Raw genomic sequence first — 17,229 nt, forward strand, 5'->3', positions numbered from 1 at the left:
GCCAAAGCTAGCGCGCGTAGCGGCGCACCGGCTAGAAGGAGGGAGAGGCGGGAAAATGCAGTCATGCCGAAGACTATAGCGGCATTCCGCTGGGTGCGCAATCGGACGGCACCCGGGATGCCGGGCCGCGCCGTGCGAAAAAGGGGCAAATGAAAAACGGCGGCCCGGAATCACATCCGAGGCCGCCGTCGTCGGGCAGGTTGCGCGTCAGTGATCGCGCTGCGACGAGCGCGCGGGGTTCGCGCGTCCGCGCACGGCCATGTAGGCCCAAAACACGTAGCCGGACAGCCCGTACAGCACGAACAGGCAGAACAGCATCAACGGCGGATCGGACGACACGAGCACGAACGCGACGACGACCAGCAGGATCGCCGCGAACGGCACGCGGTGCCGCACGTCCAGCGCCTTACCGCTGTAGAACGGCGCATTCGACACCATCGTCACGCCTGCGTAGATCGTCAGTGCGAACGCGACCCACGGCAGCCAGCCGAGCTTCATCGGCACGCGGTTGTCGGTCGCGAGCCAGACGAAACCGGCGATCAGCGCGGCCGCGGCCGGGCTCGGCAGCCCCTGGAAGAAGCGCTTGTCGACGACGCCGATGTTCGTGTTGAAGCGCGCGAGACGCAGCGCGGCGCCCGAACAGTAGACGAACGCGGCGAGCCAGCCCCAGCGGCCGAGATCCTTCAGCACCCACTCGTACATCACGAGCGCCGGCGCGACGCCGAACGACACCATGTCCGACAGGCTGTCGAACTGTTCGCCGAACGCGCTTTGCGTATGCGTCATCCGCGCGACGCGCCCGTCCATCCCGTCGAGCACCATCGCGACGAAGATCGCGATCGCGGCGATCTCGAAGCGCACGTTCATCGCCTGCACGACCGCGAAGAAGCCGCAGAACAGCGCGGCGGTCGTGAACGCGTTCGGCAGCAGGTAGATGCCGCGCGTCTTCAGGAACCGCTGGCGCGCGGCGCGGCGGCTCTCGATGGGCGCCGGGTCCTGCGCCATCACCTTGTTGCGGCGGAACGGGCGTGGCGCCTGGCCGGAGCCGTTGCGCGGACGACGCGGTTTGAATGCGGCCATCGTGCGTCCCGCCGCTTACTGTTCGAGCTCGGCGAGGATCGTCGACGACGCGTAGACCTTCTCGCCGATCGACACCTTCGCGCGGCTGCCGAGCGGCAGGTACACGTCGACGCGCGAACCGAAGCGGATGAACCCGTAGCGCTGACCGCGCGACAGCGGCTCGCCGGCACGCACGTAGCAGAGGATCCGGCGGGCGACGAGGCCGGCGATCTGCACGGCGGTGACGGTCTTGCCGCTCGCCGTCTGGATCACGACCGCATTGCGCTCGTTCTCGGTCGACGCCTTGTCGATCGCCGCGTTCAGGAACGCGCCGGGGAAGTATTCGACCTTGGTGACCGCGCCGTCGACCGGCGAACGCTGCGAATGGACGTTGAAGACATTCATGAACACGCTGATCTTCAGCGCTTCGCGATTCGCGTACGGATCCTGGGTGGTCTCGACCGCGACGATGCGGCCGTCCGCCGGGCACAGCACCGCGTTCGGCTGCGCCGGGATCGGGCGCTGCGGATCGCGGAAGAACTGGACGACGAAGACGAGCAGCAGCCAGAACGGCCATGCGAAGCCGAAGCCCCCGACGGCGTGGATCAACAACGCGATGACGGCTGCAATCGCGATGAACGGCCAGCCTTCGCGCGCGATGATCGGATGAGGATAGTTCATGGGTTCGTTCGGTGTTCGGTGAATTGCAAAGCCCGTAGGATAGCAAAAGCCGCCCGGGGCACTGCTGCCTTCGGACGGCTTTTTGATACCGACCCTCCACTCGAAGGGCCGGAACAGCACGCGGTGCTTAGTTCTTCGTCTGGTCGACGAGCTTGTTCTTCGCGATCCACGGCATCATCGCGCGCAGCTTCGAGCCGACCTGCTCGATCTGGTGCTCGGCCGTCAGGCGGCGGCGCGACTGCAGCGTCGGCGCACCTGCCTTGTTCTCGAGAATGAAGCTCTTCGCGTATTCGCCCGTCTGGATGTCGGTCAGGCACTGCTTCATCGCCTTCTTCGTCTCTTCCGTGACGACGCGCGGGCCGGTCACGTACTCGCCGTATTCGGCGTTGTTCGAGATCGAGTAGTTCATGTTCGCGATGCCGCCTTCGTAGATCAGGTCGACGATCAGCTTCAGCTCGTGCAGGCACTCGAAGTACGCCATTTCCGGCGCGTAGCCGGCTTCGACCAGCGTTTCGAAACCTGCCTTGATCAGCTCGACGGTACCTCCGCACAGCACGGCCTGCTCGCCGAACAGGTCGGTTTCGGTTTCTTCACGGAAGTTCGTCTCGATGATGCCGGCACGGCCGCCGCCGTTCGCTGCCGCGTACGACAGCGCGATGTCGCGTGCCGCGCCCGACTTGTTCTGCGCAACCGCGATCAGGTGCGGCACGCCGCCACCTTGCGAGTACGTGCCGCGCACGGTGTGGCCCGGAGCCTTCGGCGCGATCATGATCACGTCGAGGTCGGCGCGCGGGATCACCTGGCCGTAGTGGACGTTGAAGCCGTGTGCGAATGCCAGCGCGGCGCCCTGCTTGATGTTCGCGTGCACTTCCTTCGCGTACACGTCGGCGATCTGCTCGTCCGGCAGCAGCATCATGACGACGTCCGCGCCCTTCACCGCTTCCGCGACTTCCTTGACCGACAGGCCTGCGTTTTCGGCCTTGCTCCACGACGCGCCGCCCTTGCGAAGGCCGACCGTCACGTTCACGCCGCTGTCCTTCAGGTTCAGTGCGTGCGCATGGCCTTGCGAGCCGTAGCCGATGATCGTGACTTGCTTGCCCTTGATGAGGGAGAGGTCAGCGTCTTTATCGTAGAAAACGTTCATGATGGTTCCTTCGCCAATTCAAAAATTCAACAATTCGTTCAGATGGAGTACTGCGGGCCGGGACATGACGGCGCACCCGGCGTGCCTGTTCGGCATCACACCTTCAGGATGCGCTCGCCGCGTCCGATGCCGGAGCTGCCGGTACGCACGGTCTCTAGGATCGCGGTCGCGTCCAGCCCCTGGATGAATGCGTCGAGCTTGTCGCTCGCGCCCGTCAATTCGATCGTGTAGGTCTTTTCGGTCACGTCGATGATGCGGCCGCGGAAAATATCCGACATCCGCTTCATTTCTTCGCGCTCCTTGCCCACTGCACGTACCTTGATCAGCATCAGCTCGCGTTCGATGTGTGCACCGTCGGTCAGGTCCACCACTTTCACCACCTCGATCAGGCGGTTCAGATGCTTCGTGATCTGTTCGATCACGTCGTCCGAGCCAATGGAAACGATGGTCAGCCGCGACAGCGATTGGTCTTCGGTCGGCGCCACCGTCAAGGTTTCGATGTTGTAGCCGCGTGCGGAAAACAGACCGACCACGCGCGACAGCGCGCCCGGTTCGTTTTCCAGCAGGACGGAAATGATGTGTCTCATGTTCGCTTCTTCCAGAATGTGTCCGTGTCGATTCACTCGCGCCGCGCGCCGCCCGGTGCCGCACCGCCCTTCGTGAAGGCGGCCGCTCCGGCCCCGGCGCGCGTCGCGCCGTTACAGATCTTCCGATCCGAGCAGCATCTCGGTGATGCCCTTGCCGGCCTGTACCATCGGCCAGACGTTTTCGGTCGGATCGGTCTGGAAGTCGAGAAACACGGTGCGGTCCTTCAGGCGCAGCGCTTCCTTCAGCGCCGGCTCCACATCCGAGGTCTTTTCGATCCGCATGCCGACATGGCCGTACGCTTCGGCGAGCTTCACGAAATCGGGCAGCGCATCCATGTACGAATGCGAATAGCGCTTGCTGTATTCGATCTGCTGCCACTGGCGGACCATGCCGAGATAGCGGTTGTTCAGCGAAATGATCTTCACGGGCGTGTCGTACTGCAGGCAGGTCGACAGTTCCTGGATGCACATCTGGATCGAGCCTTCGCCCGTGATGCACAGCACGTCGTCGTCCGGGTGCGCCATCTTGACGCCCATCGCTGCCGGCAGGCCGAAGCCCATCGTGCCGAGGCCGCCGGAGTTGATCCAGCGACGCGGCTTGTTGAAACGGTAGAACTGCGCGGCCCACATCTGGTGCTGGCCGACGTCCGAGCACACGAACGCGTTGCCGTCCGTCAGCTCCCATGCCTTCTCGACCACGTACTGCGGCTTGATGATCTCGCTGTCGCGGTCGAACTTCAGGCAGTCCTTCGAACGCCAGCCCTCGATGTCCTTCCACCATTGCGCGAGCGCCTCGGTGTCGGGGCCGTGCTCGGCCGTCTGCAGTTGCTCGATCAGCTCCTTCAGCACTTCCTTCACGTCGCCGACGATCGGGATGTCGACCTTCACGCGCTTCGAGATCGACGACGGATCAATATCGATGTGGATGATCTTGCGCGGACGCGACGCGAAGTGCGCCGGGTCGCCGATCACGCGGTCGTCGAAGCGGGCACCGATCGCGATCAGCACGTCGCAGTGCTGCATCGCCATGTTCGCTTCGTACGTGCCGTGCATGCCGAGCATGCCGAGGAATTTCTTGTCCGACGCGCGATAGCCGCCGAGGCCCATCAGCGTGTTCGTGACCGGGTAGCCGAGCAGATCGGCGAACTGGTTCAGTTCGCGCGCGGCGTCGGCGAGGATGATGCCGCCGCCCGTATAGATATAGGGACGCTTCGCCGACAGCAGCAGCGACACGGCCTTGCGGATCTGGCCCGAATGGCCCTTCGTGACGGGGTTGTACGAGCGCAGCGACACGCTCTTGACCGGCTCGTACTGGCACGGCGTCTTCGAGATGTCCTTCGGGATGTCGATCAGCACCGGGCCCGGACGGCCGGTGCGGGCGATGTAGAACGCCTTCTTGACGGTTTCCGCGAGGTCGCGCACGTCCTTCACGAGGAAGTTGTGCTTCACGCACGGACGCGTGATGCCGACGGTATCGCATTCCTGGAACGCGTCCTGGCCGATCGCGGCAGTCGGCACCTGGCCGCTGATCACGACCATCGGGATCGAATCCATGTAGGCCGTTGCAATGCCGGTCACCGCATTGGTGACACCGGGGCCGGACGTCACGAGACAGACGCCGACGTTGCCGGTGGAACGCGCATACGCATCGGCTGCGTGCACGGCCGCCTGTTCGTGGCGCACCAGCACGTGCTGAATCTTGTCCTGCTTGTAAAGCTCGTCGTAGATGTAGAGTACCGAGCCGCCGGGATAGCCCCAGATGAATTCGACGTTCTCGTCGGCCAGTGCCTTCATGAGCACGGTGGCGCCGATGGAGTCGCTATCGGGAGGGGAAAGGGGTTCCGACGTGGAGAATTCCGCGCTGGGCATGTTCATTTTGACCTTTCGAATTTTCGGCAAAAAATTGATCGGGTGCTCTCTGCCGGGCTTGTGGCTCGGGTTCAAGCGGCGCGTCCAGTTTGAAGGGCGGGCTTCTTGGGCCAGCCTCAAATGAGACCATCACTTCATGTTGCGAATCGTTGACGATAGCGGGTCATGATTGGGTCGTCAAGCAAAATATCCCGCAGCGCATCATGCGCCCCGCCCGGCGGCCCGCGGACGCTGCTCGCGCGCAACGTACCGAGCCGTCAACGGTGCCAAGTCGCGCGAAAATTTGTTAGCATCCGCGGGTTTTACGAAATTTTTCGACCTTTCACACGCCGCAGTCCGCAGCGCATACCTTTACGGAATGGCATCAGACAAGGAACTCGCCGACTTTCTGGCGGGCGTCGAAAGGCGCGCGTTCAAGCAGGCTGCGTACGCCGTGCGCGACGACGATGCGTCGCTCGACATCGTGCAGGACGCGATGATCAAGCTGGCGGAGAAGTACGGCGACCGGCCGGCGGCCGAGCTGCCGCTGCTGTTCCAGCGGATCCTGCAGAACGCGATCCATGACTGGTTCCGCCGGCAGAAGGTCCGCAATACCTGGGTGACGCTCTTCTCGTCGCTCAACAACACGGACGACGAAGACTTCGATCCGCTGGAAACGCTCGAGTCCGCGGATGACAACGCGGGCGTCGAGAGCACCGAGCACCGCCTCGAGCGGGAGCAGGTTCTGGCCCTGATCGACGAAGAAATCCAGAAACTTCCAACGCGTCAACGGGAAGCGTTCCTGATGCGTTATTGGGAAGATATGGATGTCGCCGAGACTGCCGCCGCAATGGGGTGCTCCGAAGGCAGCGTCAAGACGCACTGCTCGCGAGCCACCCACACCCTGGCGCAAGCGCTCAAGGCCAAAGGAATCACGCTATGAGCTCCGCTCCCGTAAATCGAGAACACGAATTCGCGCTGAAGGTCCGCCGCGCGCTGGACGAACGTGCCGCGGCGCTGCCTGCCGCGACCGCCGACCGTCTGGCCGTTGCGCGCCGGGCCGCGCTCGCGCGCAAGAAGCCGGAAGCCGCGACCGCGCCGGTGTTCGTGCCCGCCTTCGCCGGTGCCGCCGCCGCATACGGCACGCCGCCCGCGAGTCGCCCGCAGACGTCGTTCGCGCGCCGCCTGCTGCGCGCCTGGCCGCTCGCGCTGCTGCTCGCGGGGCTCGTCGGCATCGCGTACTGGGAAGACATGCAGCGCACTGCCGAACTCGCCGACATCGACGCGGCAATGCTCAGCGACGACCTGCCGCTCAACGCGTATCTCGATCACGGGTTCAACGCGTATCTTTCGCACGCACGCTAACAGAGAATAACGAGGGGATCGCTCGGGTGAGTCAGAAACGGGGCCTGGCCGTATTTTTCGGATGCGTGATCGCGATCGCCGTTTCCTACGTCGCCACCTATTCCCGATTCAACCCGCCCGCCGCGACGGTCTCCGCCGCGGCCAGCAACGCGCCCGCGCCGACCTCGGCCGCCGCGGGGCTGCCCACCGAACTCACCCCGCTCCCCCTGCCGCTGCCGGCCGCCAACGGCCCGCTGTCGTGGGCGCGCCTGACGCCCGCGCAACGCGCGGCACTCGCGCCGTTCGCCGATCAGTGGGACGGCTTCAGCGATGCACGCAAGCGCAAATGGCTGAAGATCGCGTCACGTTTCGCGAAATTGACGCCCGATGAGCAGAAGCACCTGCAGGACAGGATGTCCGAGTGGGCGCGGATGACGCCCGAGCAGCGCCGCGTCGCGCGCGAGAATTACCAGAGCGCGAAGGAGCTGTCCGCGCAGGCGCGCGAGCGTGCGTGGAAGGCCTACCAGCAACTTCCCGAAGAACAGAAGGAGCGCCTCGCCGCGACCGAGCGCCGTCGCCGGCCGAGCGTCGTCAGCGCGCCGCCGACGGTCGCCGACCGCGATGTGCGCCGCCTCGTCAATTCGCACGAGCATCCAGCGAGCAACGCCGCGCCGGCATCGGCGCCCGCCACGTCCGGCGGCGGCACGCCGCCTGTCGCGGCATCATCCACGTCAGGCACCGCACCCGCGCCTGCGACGGTCACGCCCGTCTCGCCGGCCGACGCGCCGTCGATGTTCAAGGGTTCCTGACCCGACGTGGCGAGCGCCCCCGCACCCAAGGCCCCGGCCGTCGTCGCCGCGCCGTCCGTGCGGCGACGCCTCGCCGCGATGCTGTACGAAGCCGTGCTGCTGTTCGGCATCGTGTTCTTCGCCGGCCTCGCATTCAGCCTCGCGACGCAGCAGCGCAACGGCCTCGTTCATCACAATCTCCTCGCCGCGTGGATCGCGCTCGTCGTCGGCGCGTACTTCGTCTGGTTCTGGACCCATGGCGGCCAGACGCTGCCGATGAAGACCTGGCGGCTGCGGCTCGAATCGTCGACCGGCCGTCCGCTGAGCGCCGGCCACGCGCTCGTCCGCTACGCGCTCGGGTGGCTGTGGTTCCTGCCGCCGCTCGCGCTGCATCCGCTCCTCGGCCTGTCGGTGCCCGTCACGCTCGCGCTGGCGGCCGCGTGGATCGTCGCATGGGCCGGCGCCGCCCGCCTGCACGCCGATCGCCAGTTCCCGCACGACCGCATCGCCCGCACGCGCGTCGTCGCGATTCCACGCTGACGCGGTGACGACGCGGTGACGCGCCGCGCGGTCCGCGCGACCGCGACCCGTTACGCGCGTCGGCGCATCCATCAGACGAAACCCCTCGAAGGCGCGATCACGGCCACCGCTCACGGCTTACCCGATCGCCTCAGGACGGTCGGTTCGGCAGATTACGCAACGCCGCCGCATTCACTGCTAAACACGCCGGAACGACAGTAATAAGAACGTCTCGTGACTGTCACGGCATGGTCACGCCCGCATGGCGCAATGCCGGTAATGTCAACCGGCGCGAGTCATGCATGGGCCAGAAAACGTCCGCGACCTCCCTGTTCCGTCAACCGCTCGGCGCCCGCGCCGTCACCGCCTTCCTGTCCGGCTCGGCCGCAACCGATGCCCTTTCGTCGCATGAGCCGACGGCCGCGCACGCCAGGCAGCACGACGACCCCGAGCCGTCCACCCATCGCTACCGCACGATCTGGCTGTCCGACATCCATCTCGGCTCGAGCGGCTGCCAGGCGCCGTACCTGCTCGACTTCCTGCGCCACAACGATTCGGAATACCTGTACCTCGTCGGCGACATCATCGACGGCTGGCAGCTGAAGAAGGGCTGGTACTGGCCGCAGGCGCACAACGACGTCGTGCAGAAGGTCCTGCGCAAGGCGCGCAAGGGCACGCAGGTGGTCTACATCCCGGGCAACCACGACGAAGGCGCGCGGCAGTTCTGCGACCTCGCATTCGGCGACATCCAGGTGCGCGGCGAGGCATTTCACACGACGCTCGCTGGCAAGCGCCTGTGGATTGTCCACGGCGACCTGTTCGACGGCGTGATCCAGCACGCGAAATGGCTCGCGTATCTCGGCGACACGCTCTACACGCTGATCCTCGTGCTGAACCGCTGGTTCAACAGGATCCGCAGCCGGCTGGGCTTCCAGTACTGGTCGCTGTCGCAGTACCTGAAGCATCAGGTGAAGAACGCGGTGAACTTCATCTCGCAGTTCGAGACCGTGATGACCGACGAAGCGCGTCGCCGCGGCTGCGACGGCGTCGTGTGCGGGCACATCCACAAGGCGGAGATCCGCGACATCGACGGCGTGCTGTACTGCAACGACGGCGACTGGGTCGAGAGCCTGTCCGCGCTCGTCGAAACGATGGAAGGCGAGCTGAAGATCATTTACTGGACGGCGATGCGCGCCGCGCCGTCCGCAGCCCCGTCGCGCAAGGCCAAGGCCACCGCCTGACACAACTCCACTTACAGGACACATGCCGCGATGAAGATCATGATCGTCACCGACGCGTGGGAGCCGCAGGTCAACGGCGTCGTGCGCACGCTGAAGAGCACCTCCCGCGAACTCACCGCGCTCGGCCACCGGGTCGAAATGCTGACGCCGCTGGAATTCCGCACGGTGCCCTGCCCGACCTACCCCGAGATCCGCCTGTCGATCCTGCCGTACCGCAAGCTGCGCGCCCGGATCGATGCGTTCGCCCCCGATGCGCTGCACATCGCGACCGAAGGCCCGCTCGGCCTCGCCGCGCGACGCTATGCGCGCGCGCGCAAGCTGCCGTACACGACCGCGTATCACACGCGCTTTCCGGAATACGTGCAGGCGCGCTTCGGCATTCCGCTGTCGGCGACCTACAAGTTCCTGCACTGGTTCCACGGGCCGTCGCTCGCGGTGATGGCGCCGACCCCGGTCGTGAAGCAGGACCTCGAGAAGTTCGGCTTCACGAACGTCGTGCTGTGGACGCGCGGCGTCGACCTCGACATCTTCCGGCCGATGGAGTCAAAGGTGCTCAATACCGCGCGGCCGATCTTCCTGTACGTCGGCCGCGTCGCGATCGAGAAGAACGTCGAGGCGTTCCTGCGCCTCGACCTGCCCGGCTCGAAGTGGGTCGCGGGCGAAGGTCCCGCGCTCGCCGAACTGAAATCGCGCTATCCGGAAGCGAACTATCTCGGCGTCCTGTCGCAAGCCGAGCTCGCCAAGGTGTATGCTGCGGCCGACGTGTTCGTGTTCCCGAGTCGCACCGACACGTTCGGCCTCGTGCTGCTGGAGGCCCTCGCGTGTGGCACGCCGGTCGCCGCGTACCCGGTCACGGGCCCGATCGACGTGCTCGGCGGGGGCGATGCCGGCGCGATGCACGAAGACCTGCAGGAAGCCTGCCTCGAGGCGCTCAAGATCGAACGCGAGACTGCCCGCGCATGGGCCGAGCGCTTCTCGTGGCGCGCGGCGTCCGAGCAGTTCGCGTCGCATCTGAAACCGCTGCCGAAGACTGCGTACTCGCCCGCCGAAGGTGCCGCCGTTTGAAACGAGACCTGAACGACAAGACCCCGCCCCCTGCCGCGACGGCACAACCGCATCGTCCGTTCGACGAAGAAGAGCCGCACGCCGACGCGGACGTGCATACGCACGAACCGCTCGGCCCCGACGATCGGCTCGCGCCGCTGCCGCCGAATCCGTACAAGCGCCACCGCGGCATCACGCGTGCGTGGTACGCGCTCAAGCATTCGCTGAACGGGTTTCGCGTCGCGATCCGCGAGGAGAGCGCGTTTCGCCAGGAGCTCACGCTCGCCGCGCTGATGCTGCCGATCGGTGCGTTCTCGCCGGTCCCCGCCGCATCGCGCGCGCTGCTGATCGCGTCGGTGCTGCTCGTGCTGATCGTCGAGCTGCTGAACTCGAGCGTCGAGGCCGCGATCGATCGCATCTCGCTCGAGCGCCACGAATTGTCGAAGCGCGCGAAGGATCTCGGCAGCGCGGCGGTCACGGTCGCGCTGTTCGCGTGCGTGACGACATGGGGCTTCGTGCTCGGCCCGCTGATCGCACGCTGGCTCGGCTTCTGACGGCGCCTGCGGCACCGCCTGCGTGCGGCGCCGCACCATGCGCCGAACGCATCGCGATCACGAAATGCGCCCGTTGTAAGGAAACCGCGGTTTATAATCGTCCGCCAGACTTAGAACAGCAACCCGCGCCGGACGAATCTCGCAGCATCGATTGCAGCGCCCGCCAGTCCGGCACACACAGGGCCGGACGACATGGAAGCGAAACCTCCCCGCCGCACCCGCGAACGGATTCTCGAGTTGTCGTTGAAACTCTTCAACGAGATCGGCGAGCCGAACGTCACGACCACGACGATCGCCGAGGAAATGGAAATCAGTCCAGGCAACCTGTACTACCATTTCCGCAACAAGGACGACATCATCAACAGCATCTTCGCGCAGTTCGAGCAGCAGATCGAACGGCGACTGCGCTTTCCCGAAGATCACCGTCCGACGATCGACGAAACCTGGTCGTACCTGCAGTACATGGCCGACTTCATGTGGACCTACCGGTTCCTGTATCGCGACCTCAACGACCTGCTCGCGCGCAACCGCACGCTCGAGACGCACTTCAAGCAGATCATCAGCCACAAGGTGCGCTTCGCGCACGACATGTGCGAGCTGCTCGTGTCCGACGCCGAAATGGTCGCGACGCCCGCCGAGATCGAAGTCATCGCCACCAACATGGCCGTGATCTCGACGTACTGGCTGTCGTATCAGTACGTGATGCACCCGCGCAAATACAACGACCAGGACGCGATCCGCGAAGAGCTGCACCAGGTGAGCATGCACGTGATCTCGGTCATGGCTCCGTACCTGCGCGGCCGTTCGCGCCAGCTGTTCGACGATCTCGTCTCCGGCAAGCTGCCCAAGCGCCAGTTCACCGACTACCTGCCGCCGCGCGACGGTTCGCCGCGCCCCGCCGGCAGCCCGGTCGCCGCCAAGCCCGCCGCGAAGGATGCGAAACAATGAAGGCAGTCTGTGTTTACTGCGGCTCGTCGTCCGGCGTGCGGCCCGTCTATGCGGACGCCGCGCGCGCGTTCGGCCGTGCGCTCGTCGATGCGGGCCTCACGCTCGTCTACGGCGGCGGCCGCGTCGGCCTGATGGGCGTGATCGCCGATGAAGTGATGGCGGCCGGCGGCCATGCGGTCGGCGTGATCCCCGAGTTGCTGGTCGACAAGGAAGTCGGCCATACCGGGCTGTCCGAGTTGCACGTCGTGCCCGACATGCACCATCGCAAGAAAATGATGGCCGACCTCGCGGATGCGTTCGTCGCGATGCCCGGCGGCGCCGGCACGCTCGAGGAATTCTTCGAGGTCTATACGTGGGCGCAGCTCGGCTATCACCGCAAGCCCGTCGCGCTGTACAACATCGATTCGTTCTACGATCCGCTGATCGCGCTGCTGCGCCACACGGTCGACGAAGGCTTCATGCGCCCGACCTACTTCGACGCGCTGTGCCTCGACGCCGAACCGGTCGCGCTGATCGAACAGCTGCGCCGCTACCAGCCGCCCGGCCACGACAAGTGGGCGCCGGACGCGGCCAAGTAACGTCTACCGGGAGCCGCACGCGATGCCCGCACCGTCGTCCGAGCGCAAGGCCGTCCTCATCACCGGCGCGAGCCGCGGCATCGGCCGCGCGACCGCCGTGCTCGCGGCCGAGCGCGGCTGGGACGTCGGCATCAACTACGCACGCGACGCGGCGGCAGCCGAACTGACCGCGCAAGCCGTTCGCGACGCCGGCGCACGCGCGTGCGTCGTCGCCGGCGACGTCGCGAACGAAGCGGACGTCATCGCGATGTTCGACACCGTCGCGGCGGCGTTCGGTCGCCTCGACGCACTCGTCAACAATGCGGGGATCGTCGCGCCGTCGATGCCGCTCGCCGACATGCCGGTCGACCGGCTGCGGCGGATGTTCGATACCAATGTGCTCGGCGCTTACCTGTGCGCGCGCGAAGCTGCGCGCCGGCTGTCCACCGATCGCGGCGGGCGCGGCGGCGCGATCGTCAACGTGTCGTCGATCGCATCGCGGCTCGGTTCGCCGAACGAGTATGTCGACTATGCCGGCTCGAAGGGCGCCGTCGATTCGCTGACGATCGGCCTCGCGAAGGAACTCGGCCCGCACGGCGTGCGCGTCAACGCGGTGCGGCCCGGCCTGATCGAGACCGAAATCCATGCGAGCGGCGGCCAGCCGGGTCGCGCGGCACGCCTCGGCGCGCAGACACCGCTCGGGCGCGCGGGCGAGGCGCAGGAGATCGCGGAAGCGATCGTCTGGCTGCTCGGCGACACGGCGTCATACACGACGGGCGCCCTGCTCGACGTCGGCGGCGGCCGGTAATCGCGCCCCAAAAGGCGGAAAAACGGACCGGCTGAAGCGGTCCGTGGTCACGACACCACAAATCTCCACAATATCGTGACCATTTCAGTAAACATCCGTAACAGTTCCGTGCTCTACTAGCGCCAAGTCAAAAAACAGCCGGTCATCCGGCTGTCATCTCGCTTTGATGCGACCCTTATTGGGTTCGGCCCATGTCGCCGGACCGGCTTGACCCGACCGAGATCTTTTCCATGCCAGGAACCGCAGCGCCCGGCCGGCGACGCACGTCCGTGCCCGCTCCGGCCACGCACGCCCGATCAGCCACCGATCCCGACCTCAGCGCGACACTCCATGCCGCCGGTACGCCCGCCGTGGGCGGCACCGCCGCGACGGACACCGCCCGCGATCGCGTCCTCCAGCTCGGCTGGCGCGTCTGGCTGCTGGTTGCCGCGCTGGTCTGCGCGTACACGCTGCCGGGCGTGCTCGGCCACGATCCGTGGAAGCAGGACGAAACCTATACGTTCGGCATCATCCAGCACATGCTCGAGACGGGCGACTTCGTCGTGCCGACCAACGCGGGCCAGCCGTTCATGGAAAAGCCCCCGCTCTACGCGTGGGTCGCGACGAGCCTCGCGTGGCTGTTGCAGCGGGTGATGCCGCTGCACGACGCGGCACGGCTCGCGAGCGCGCTGTTCGCGGCGCTTGCGTTCGGCTTCATCGCACGCGCGGCGCGCAGTGCCAGCCGCGCCGACAGCTGGCTCGACCTGCGCGTGATCGGCCCCGTCGTGCTGAGCGCGAGCACGCTCGTCGTCGTCAAGCACGTGCACGACATGATGACCGACGTCGCGCTGTTCGCGGGCACCGCGATGGGCTTCTGCGGCCTGCTCGAGCTCGTGATGCAGCACGTCGCGCGGGCGCGCCAGATGCGGCACGGGCTGCCGGTGCGGCCGTCCGGCCGCTGGGCCGCGCCGATCTTCGGCGCGGGCGTCGGCATTGCGCTGATGGCAAAGGGCCTGTTCGTGCCGCTCGTGTTCGCGGCCACGCTCACGGGCGCGCTGGTGCTCTACCCCGCGTGCCGTACGCGTGCGTTCGCGCGCTCGCTCGGCGTCGCCGCGCTGGTGTTCGCACCGTTCGCGCTCGTCTGGCCGACCGCGCTGTTCCTGCGTTCCGAGACGCTGTTCATGACCTGGTTCTGGGACAACAACGTCGGCCGCTTCTTCGGTTTCTCGGTGCCGGAACTCGGCGCGGAAAACGACAAGCCGTTCTTCATCCTGCGTGCGTTCCTGCTGCTCGGCTTCCCGGTCGCGCCGCTCGCGATCGTCGCGCTGGCGCGCGGCGCATGGCGCGACTGGCGCACGCCGCGCATCGCGCTGCCCGTCCTGTTCGCCGGGGTTGGCCTCGCGGTGCTGCAAGTGTCCGCGACCTCGCGCCAGCTGTACATCCTGCCGTTCTTCGCGCCGCTCGCGCTGGTTGCCGCGCAGGCGATCGAGCGCCTGCCGCGCGGGCTGCATCTCGCGTGGGATTACCTGAGCCGCCTGCTGTTCGGCACCGTCGTCGCGCTCGCGTGGGGAATCTGGGCGGTGATGGCCGATCCGGGCGCATCGCGTGCGGACCTCGCGCCGCTCGGCCGATGGCTGCCGCTCGACTGGACGATGCCGATCGTGCCCGGGCTCGTGATCGGCGCGCTCGTGCTGACGGTCGGCTGGCTGTGGCTGCTGCCGAAGCTGCGCACGACCGGCCTGTGGCGCGGCGCGCTGTCGTGGGGCGCGGGCGCGCTGGTCGCGTGGGGTCTCGTGTATACGCTGTTGCTGCCGTGGCTCGACGTCGCGAAGAGTTACCGGTCGGTGTTCGACGACCTGAATGCGCATCTCGCGCTCGAATGGAGCGACGGCGACTGCATGGCGAGCCTGCACGGGCTCGGCGAATCGGAAGCGCCGATGCTGTACTACTTCTCCGGTATCCAGCACACGCCGATCGACGACGCGAAGACGACCCGCTGCACGTGGATGATCGTCCAGGGCGTGCGGGCAGTCGATCCGGCGCCGGGCAGCGAGTGGAAGCTGTTCTGGACCGGCGCTCGCCCGGGCGACGACGAGGAACTGCTGCGCGTCTACGTGCGCACCCCCGAAGAGCACGAAACGCAGTGATGCAAGGCGGCGCCGCGAAACGGCGCCGTCATCATTTCCGGAAGGCCGGCCAAGCGGCGCTCGAGCACGCTTTCACGCGCGCCGCCCCACCACCCCGCACGTCAGAACGACGAGCCCGGCTCGCGCAGGAATGCCGTCTCCGCATCGGTCGACGTACGGCCGAGAATCGCGTTCCGGTGCGGAAAACGGCCGAAGCGCTCGACCACGGCCGCATGACGCAACGCGAAGTCGTGATAGCTCTCGCACCCGGCCTCGCCGCGAATGCCCGCGCACAGGCGCACGGCCTCGCGCTGGCTCTCGTCCGACTCGTCATGTTCGAACGGCAGGTACGCGAACGCACGGTGATGGCCGCTCGGCAATTGCGCGTCCCACCCGGCCGCGACGACGCGCCGCGCGAGCGGCAGCGCCTTCGGATCGGCGGCGAACGCACGCGGCGTGCCGCGATGAATGTTGCGCGAAAACTGGTCGAGCACCACGATCAGCGCGAGCGCACCGAGCGGCGTGTCGGCCCAGCGATCGTAGGTGCCGTCGCACGCGGCGTCGAGCAACGCGCCATAGCGCGTCCGCAGCACGTCGTCGAACGCCGCACCGCCGTTGAACCACACCTTGCGCGCGTGGCCGAACTCGACCGAACCCGGCTCGCCGAACCAGAAATCGAGAATCTCACGCGCTTGCGGATCGAGCGCCGCGGCACTGTCCGTCAGGTTGTCGAGCGTCATGCAAACTCCAGTACGAGGCGCCGAGTCCGCGCGCTCTTCTTTTCAAGTTTGGCGACCCGCAGGTCGCCGATTTCCGACGTATTGCGCACATGCGTGCCGCCGCACGGCTGCAGATCGACGCCTTCGATGCGCAGCAGCCGCACGCGGCCCAGCCCCATTGGCGGCTTCACGCTCATCGTGCGCACGAGGTCGGGCCGCTCGGCCATCTCGGCGTCGGTGATCCATTCGGTCGTGACCGCATGCGCGCCGTGGACCAGCGCCGCGAGACGGCGCTCGACGTCGATGCGATCGATCGCGTCCGACGTCGCGAAATCGAGCCGCACGTAGTCGGCTGTCACGCTGCAGCCGTCGACCGGATACGGCAACACCGCGCACATCAGATGCGCGGCCGTATGCAGCCGCATGTGCCGGTAGCGGCGCAGCCAGTCGATGTCCGCGATCACGCGCGCGCCGGGTGCGAGCGCCGCGACGCGCGCTTCCTGGCCCGTCGCGGGCACGTGCACGGCGTCGTCGGGCGTTGCGCCGTCGAACTTCGCCTTGCGCGTGTCGGCGATCGTGATCGCGCTGCCGTCAGGCAGCGTCAGCGTGCCGCTGTCGCCGGCCTGCCCGCCGCCAAGCGGATAGAACACGGTGCGGTCGAGCCGGATGCCGTCATCGCCAATGGCCGCGACGACGGCCTCGCATTGCGTCAGATAGGCATCTTCACGAAACAGTGCGTGGGTCGTCATCGGGCGAGCCTCGTATCGTTGGGGAAGCGGACAGTGTCGCGCCGCGCCGGCCACACGCCCAGACGCAGATCGTCCGGCGAACGGACAGCGGCGTACCGGTCGATCAACCGGGCCGGTTGCGCATCCAGTCGGCCGTGTCATAGAACGAATGCATGAGCCGTTCACGCAGCGGCTCGGCCAACCCGATGTCCTCCATCGCCCACGCCATGCAGCGCAGCCACTGATCGCGCTCGACCGACGCGATCGGGAACGGCAGGTGCCGCGCGCGCAGCCGCGGGTGGCCGAACCGGCTGATGTAGTGATCCGGACCGCCGAGCCAGCCGCACAGGAACCAGAACAGCTTGTCGCGCGAGCCGTCGAGCGACGCCGGATGCAGCGCGCGAATCTCCGCGAACTCGGGCTCGAGGTCCATCAGGTCGTAAAAGCGATCCACCATTTCGCGCACGCGGGTTTCGCCGCCCACGAGCTCGAACGCCGTCGGTTGCGACGGCGCCTCATCATTCACATCGGTCATACGGATAATCGGAAACGGGA

General features: G+C 66.7%; 19 protein-coding genes. 11 read left to right on the plus strand and 8 right to left on the minus strand.

All coding sequences use genetic code 11. The annotated features are described in order from the left end of the window. Nucleotides 1-207: 207 nt before the first annotated feature. The 5 genes from pssA to HWX25_RS23830 all read right to left on the minus strand — a co-directional run bounded on the left by pssA (nucleotide 208) and on the right by HWX25_RS23830 (nucleotide 5,346). Nucleotides 208-1,080 (minus strand): CDP-diacylglycerol--serine O-phosphatidyltransferase, encoded by an 873-nt coding sequence (pssA, locus tag HWX25_RS23810; protein ID WP_059533226.1) that lies wholly within the window; start codon nucleotides 1,078-1,080, stop codon nucleotides 208-210. 15 nt (nucleotides 1,081-1,095) lie between these two features. Beyond that, nucleotides 1,096-1,740 carry a phosphatidylserine decarboxylase gene (locus HWX25_RS23815; protein WP_059468119.1) on the minus strand — a complete coding sequence of 215 codons (645 nt, stop codon included), beginning with the start codon at nucleotides 1,738-1,740 and terminating at the stop codon, nucleotides 1,096-1,098. 127 nt (nucleotides 1,741-1,867) lie between these two features. Beyond that, complete coding sequence (gene ilvC / locus HWX25_RS23820; protein WP_059533228.1) at nucleotides 1,868-2,884, minus strand: ketol-acid reductoisomerase; 1,017 nt, start codon at nucleotides 2,882-2,884, stop codon at nucleotides 1,868-1,870. A 95-nt stretch (nucleotides 2,885-2,979) separates the two neighbouring features. After that, nucleotides 2,980-3,471 (minus strand): acetolactate synthase small subunit, encoded by a 492-nt coding sequence (gene ilvN / locus HWX25_RS23825; RefSeq protein ID WP_034207977.1) that lies wholly within the window; start codon nucleotides 3,469-3,471, stop codon nucleotides 2,980-2,982. 111 nt (nucleotides 3,472-3,582) lie between these two features. Then, nucleotides 3,583-5,346 (minus strand): acetolactate synthase 3 catalytic subunit, encoded by a 1,764-nt coding sequence (locus HWX25_RS23830; protein ID WP_059689386.1) that lies wholly within the window; start codon nucleotides 5,344-5,346, stop codon nucleotides 3,583-3,585. A 352-nt stretch (nucleotides 5,347-5,698) separates the two neighbouring features. On the opposite strand from HWX25_RS23830, the gene HWX25_RS23835 reads away from it, so the two are divergent. The 11 genes from HWX25_RS23835 to HWX25_RS23885 all read left to right on the plus strand — a co-directional run bounded on the left by HWX25_RS23835 (nucleotide 5,699) and on the right by HWX25_RS23885 (nucleotide 15,248). Continuing rightward, entirely contained in the window at nucleotides 5,699-6,262 is a 564-nt protein-coding gene (locus tag HWX25_RS23835) for an RNA polymerase sigma factor (protein ID WP_059468121.1), read from the plus strand. Then, a complete protein-coding gene (locus HWX25_RS23840; protein WP_059533231.1) occupies nucleotides 6,259-6,684 on the plus strand; it encodes a DUF3619 family protein in 426 nt (141 codons plus the stop codon). The genes HWX25_RS23835 and HWX25_RS23840 overlap by 4 nt, the downstream gene beginning before the upstream one ends. 26 nt (nucleotides 6,685-6,710) lie before the next feature. After that, nucleotides 6,711-7,472: a DUF3106 domain-containing protein gene (locus HWX25_RS23845; protein ID WP_175910876.1), complete on the plus strand. Its 762-nt coding sequence runs from the start codon at nucleotides 6,711-6,713 to the stop codon at nucleotides 7,470-7,472. 6 nt (nucleotides 7,473-7,478) lie between these two features. Further along, nucleotides 7,479-7,991 (plus strand): RDD family protein, encoded by a 513-nt coding sequence (locus tag HWX25_RS23850; RefSeq protein ID WP_175910878.1) that lies wholly within the window; start codon nucleotides 7,479-7,481, stop codon nucleotides 7,989-7,991. Nucleotides 7,992-8,272: 281 nt separating this feature from the next. Beyond that, nucleotides 8,273-9,211, plus strand: a complete 939-nt coding sequence (locus HWX25_RS23855; protein ID WP_059533236.1) for a UDP-2,3-diacylglucosamine diphosphatase — start codon at nucleotides 8,273-8,275, stop codon at nucleotides 9,209-9,211. 30 nt (nucleotides 9,212-9,241) lie between these two features. Further along, nucleotides 9,242-10,276, plus strand: coding sequence for a glycosyltransferase family 1 protein (locus HWX25_RS23860; protein WP_059533238.1), 1,035 nt, complete (start codon nucleotides 9,242-9,244; stop codon nucleotides 10,274-10,276). Then, nucleotides 10,273-10,809, plus strand: coding sequence for a diacylglycerol kinase (locus HWX25_RS23865; protein ID WP_175910880.1), 537 nt, complete (start codon nucleotides 10,273-10,275; stop codon nucleotides 10,807-10,809). The genes HWX25_RS23860 and HWX25_RS23865 overlap by 4 nt, the downstream gene beginning before the upstream one ends. A gap of 192 nt (nucleotides 10,810-11,001) precedes the next feature. Then, nucleotides 11,002-11,757: a TetR/AcrR family transcriptional regulator gene (locus HWX25_RS23870; RefSeq protein WP_059820655.1), complete on the plus strand. Its 756-nt coding sequence runs from the start codon at nucleotides 11,002-11,004 to the stop codon at nucleotides 11,755-11,757. Next, a complete protein-coding gene (locus HWX25_RS23875; protein WP_175910882.1) occupies nucleotides 11,754-12,335 on the plus strand; it encodes a TIGR00730 family Rossman fold protein in 582 nt (193 codons plus the stop codon). The genes HWX25_RS23870 and HWX25_RS23875 overlap by 4 nt, the downstream gene beginning before the upstream one ends. Nucleotides 12,336-12,357: 22 nt before the next feature. Then, complete coding sequence (locus HWX25_RS23880) at nucleotides 12,358-13,122, plus strand: SDR family oxidoreductase (protein WP_059533247.1); 765 nt, start codon at nucleotides 12,358-12,360, stop codon at nucleotides 13,120-13,122. 230 nt (nucleotides 13,123-13,352) lie between these two features. Further along, nucleotides 13,353-15,248 carry a glycosyl transferase gene (locus HWX25_RS23885; protein ID WP_175910884.1) on the plus strand — a complete coding sequence of 632 codons (1,896 nt, stop codon included), beginning with the start codon at nucleotides 13,353-13,355 and terminating at the stop codon, nucleotides 15,246-15,248. A gap of 101 nt (nucleotides 15,249-15,349) precedes the next feature. Here the strand turns inward: HWX25_RS23885 and HWX25_RS23890 are convergent, their stop codons facing one another. From HWX25_RS23890 to HWX25_RS23900, 3 genes are all read right to left on the minus strand, one after another. Next, nucleotides 15,350-15,967: a DUF924 family protein gene (locus tag HWX25_RS23890; RefSeq protein ID WP_175910886.1), complete on the minus strand. Its 618-nt coding sequence runs from the start codon at nucleotides 15,965-15,967 to the stop codon at nucleotides 15,350-15,352. Further along, nucleotides 15,964-16,695: an alanyl-tRNA editing protein gene (locus HWX25_RS23895; protein ID WP_059820652.1), complete on the minus strand. Its 732-nt coding sequence runs from the start codon at nucleotides 16,693-16,695 to the stop codon at nucleotides 15,964-15,966. Before HWX25_RS23895 ends, HWX25_RS23890 begins: the two co-directional genes overlap by 4 nt. 103 nt (nucleotides 16,696-16,798) lie before the next feature. Beyond that, the gene (locus HWX25_RS23900; RefSeq protein WP_175910888.1) at nucleotides 16,799-17,209 is read right to left on the minus strand and encodes a group II truncated hemoglobin; all 411 of its coding nucleotides are present in this window, start codon (nucleotides 17,207-17,209) and stop codon (nucleotides 16,799-16,801) included. Nucleotides 17,210-17,229 lie beyond the last annotated feature (20 nt).

This window comes from Burkholderia sp. BCC1640, from assembly GCF_902833125.1.
In the GTDB taxonomy this organism is placed as follows: Bacteria; Pseudomonadota; Gammaproteobacteria; order Burkholderiales; family Burkholderiaceae; genus Burkholderia; species Burkholderia diffusa.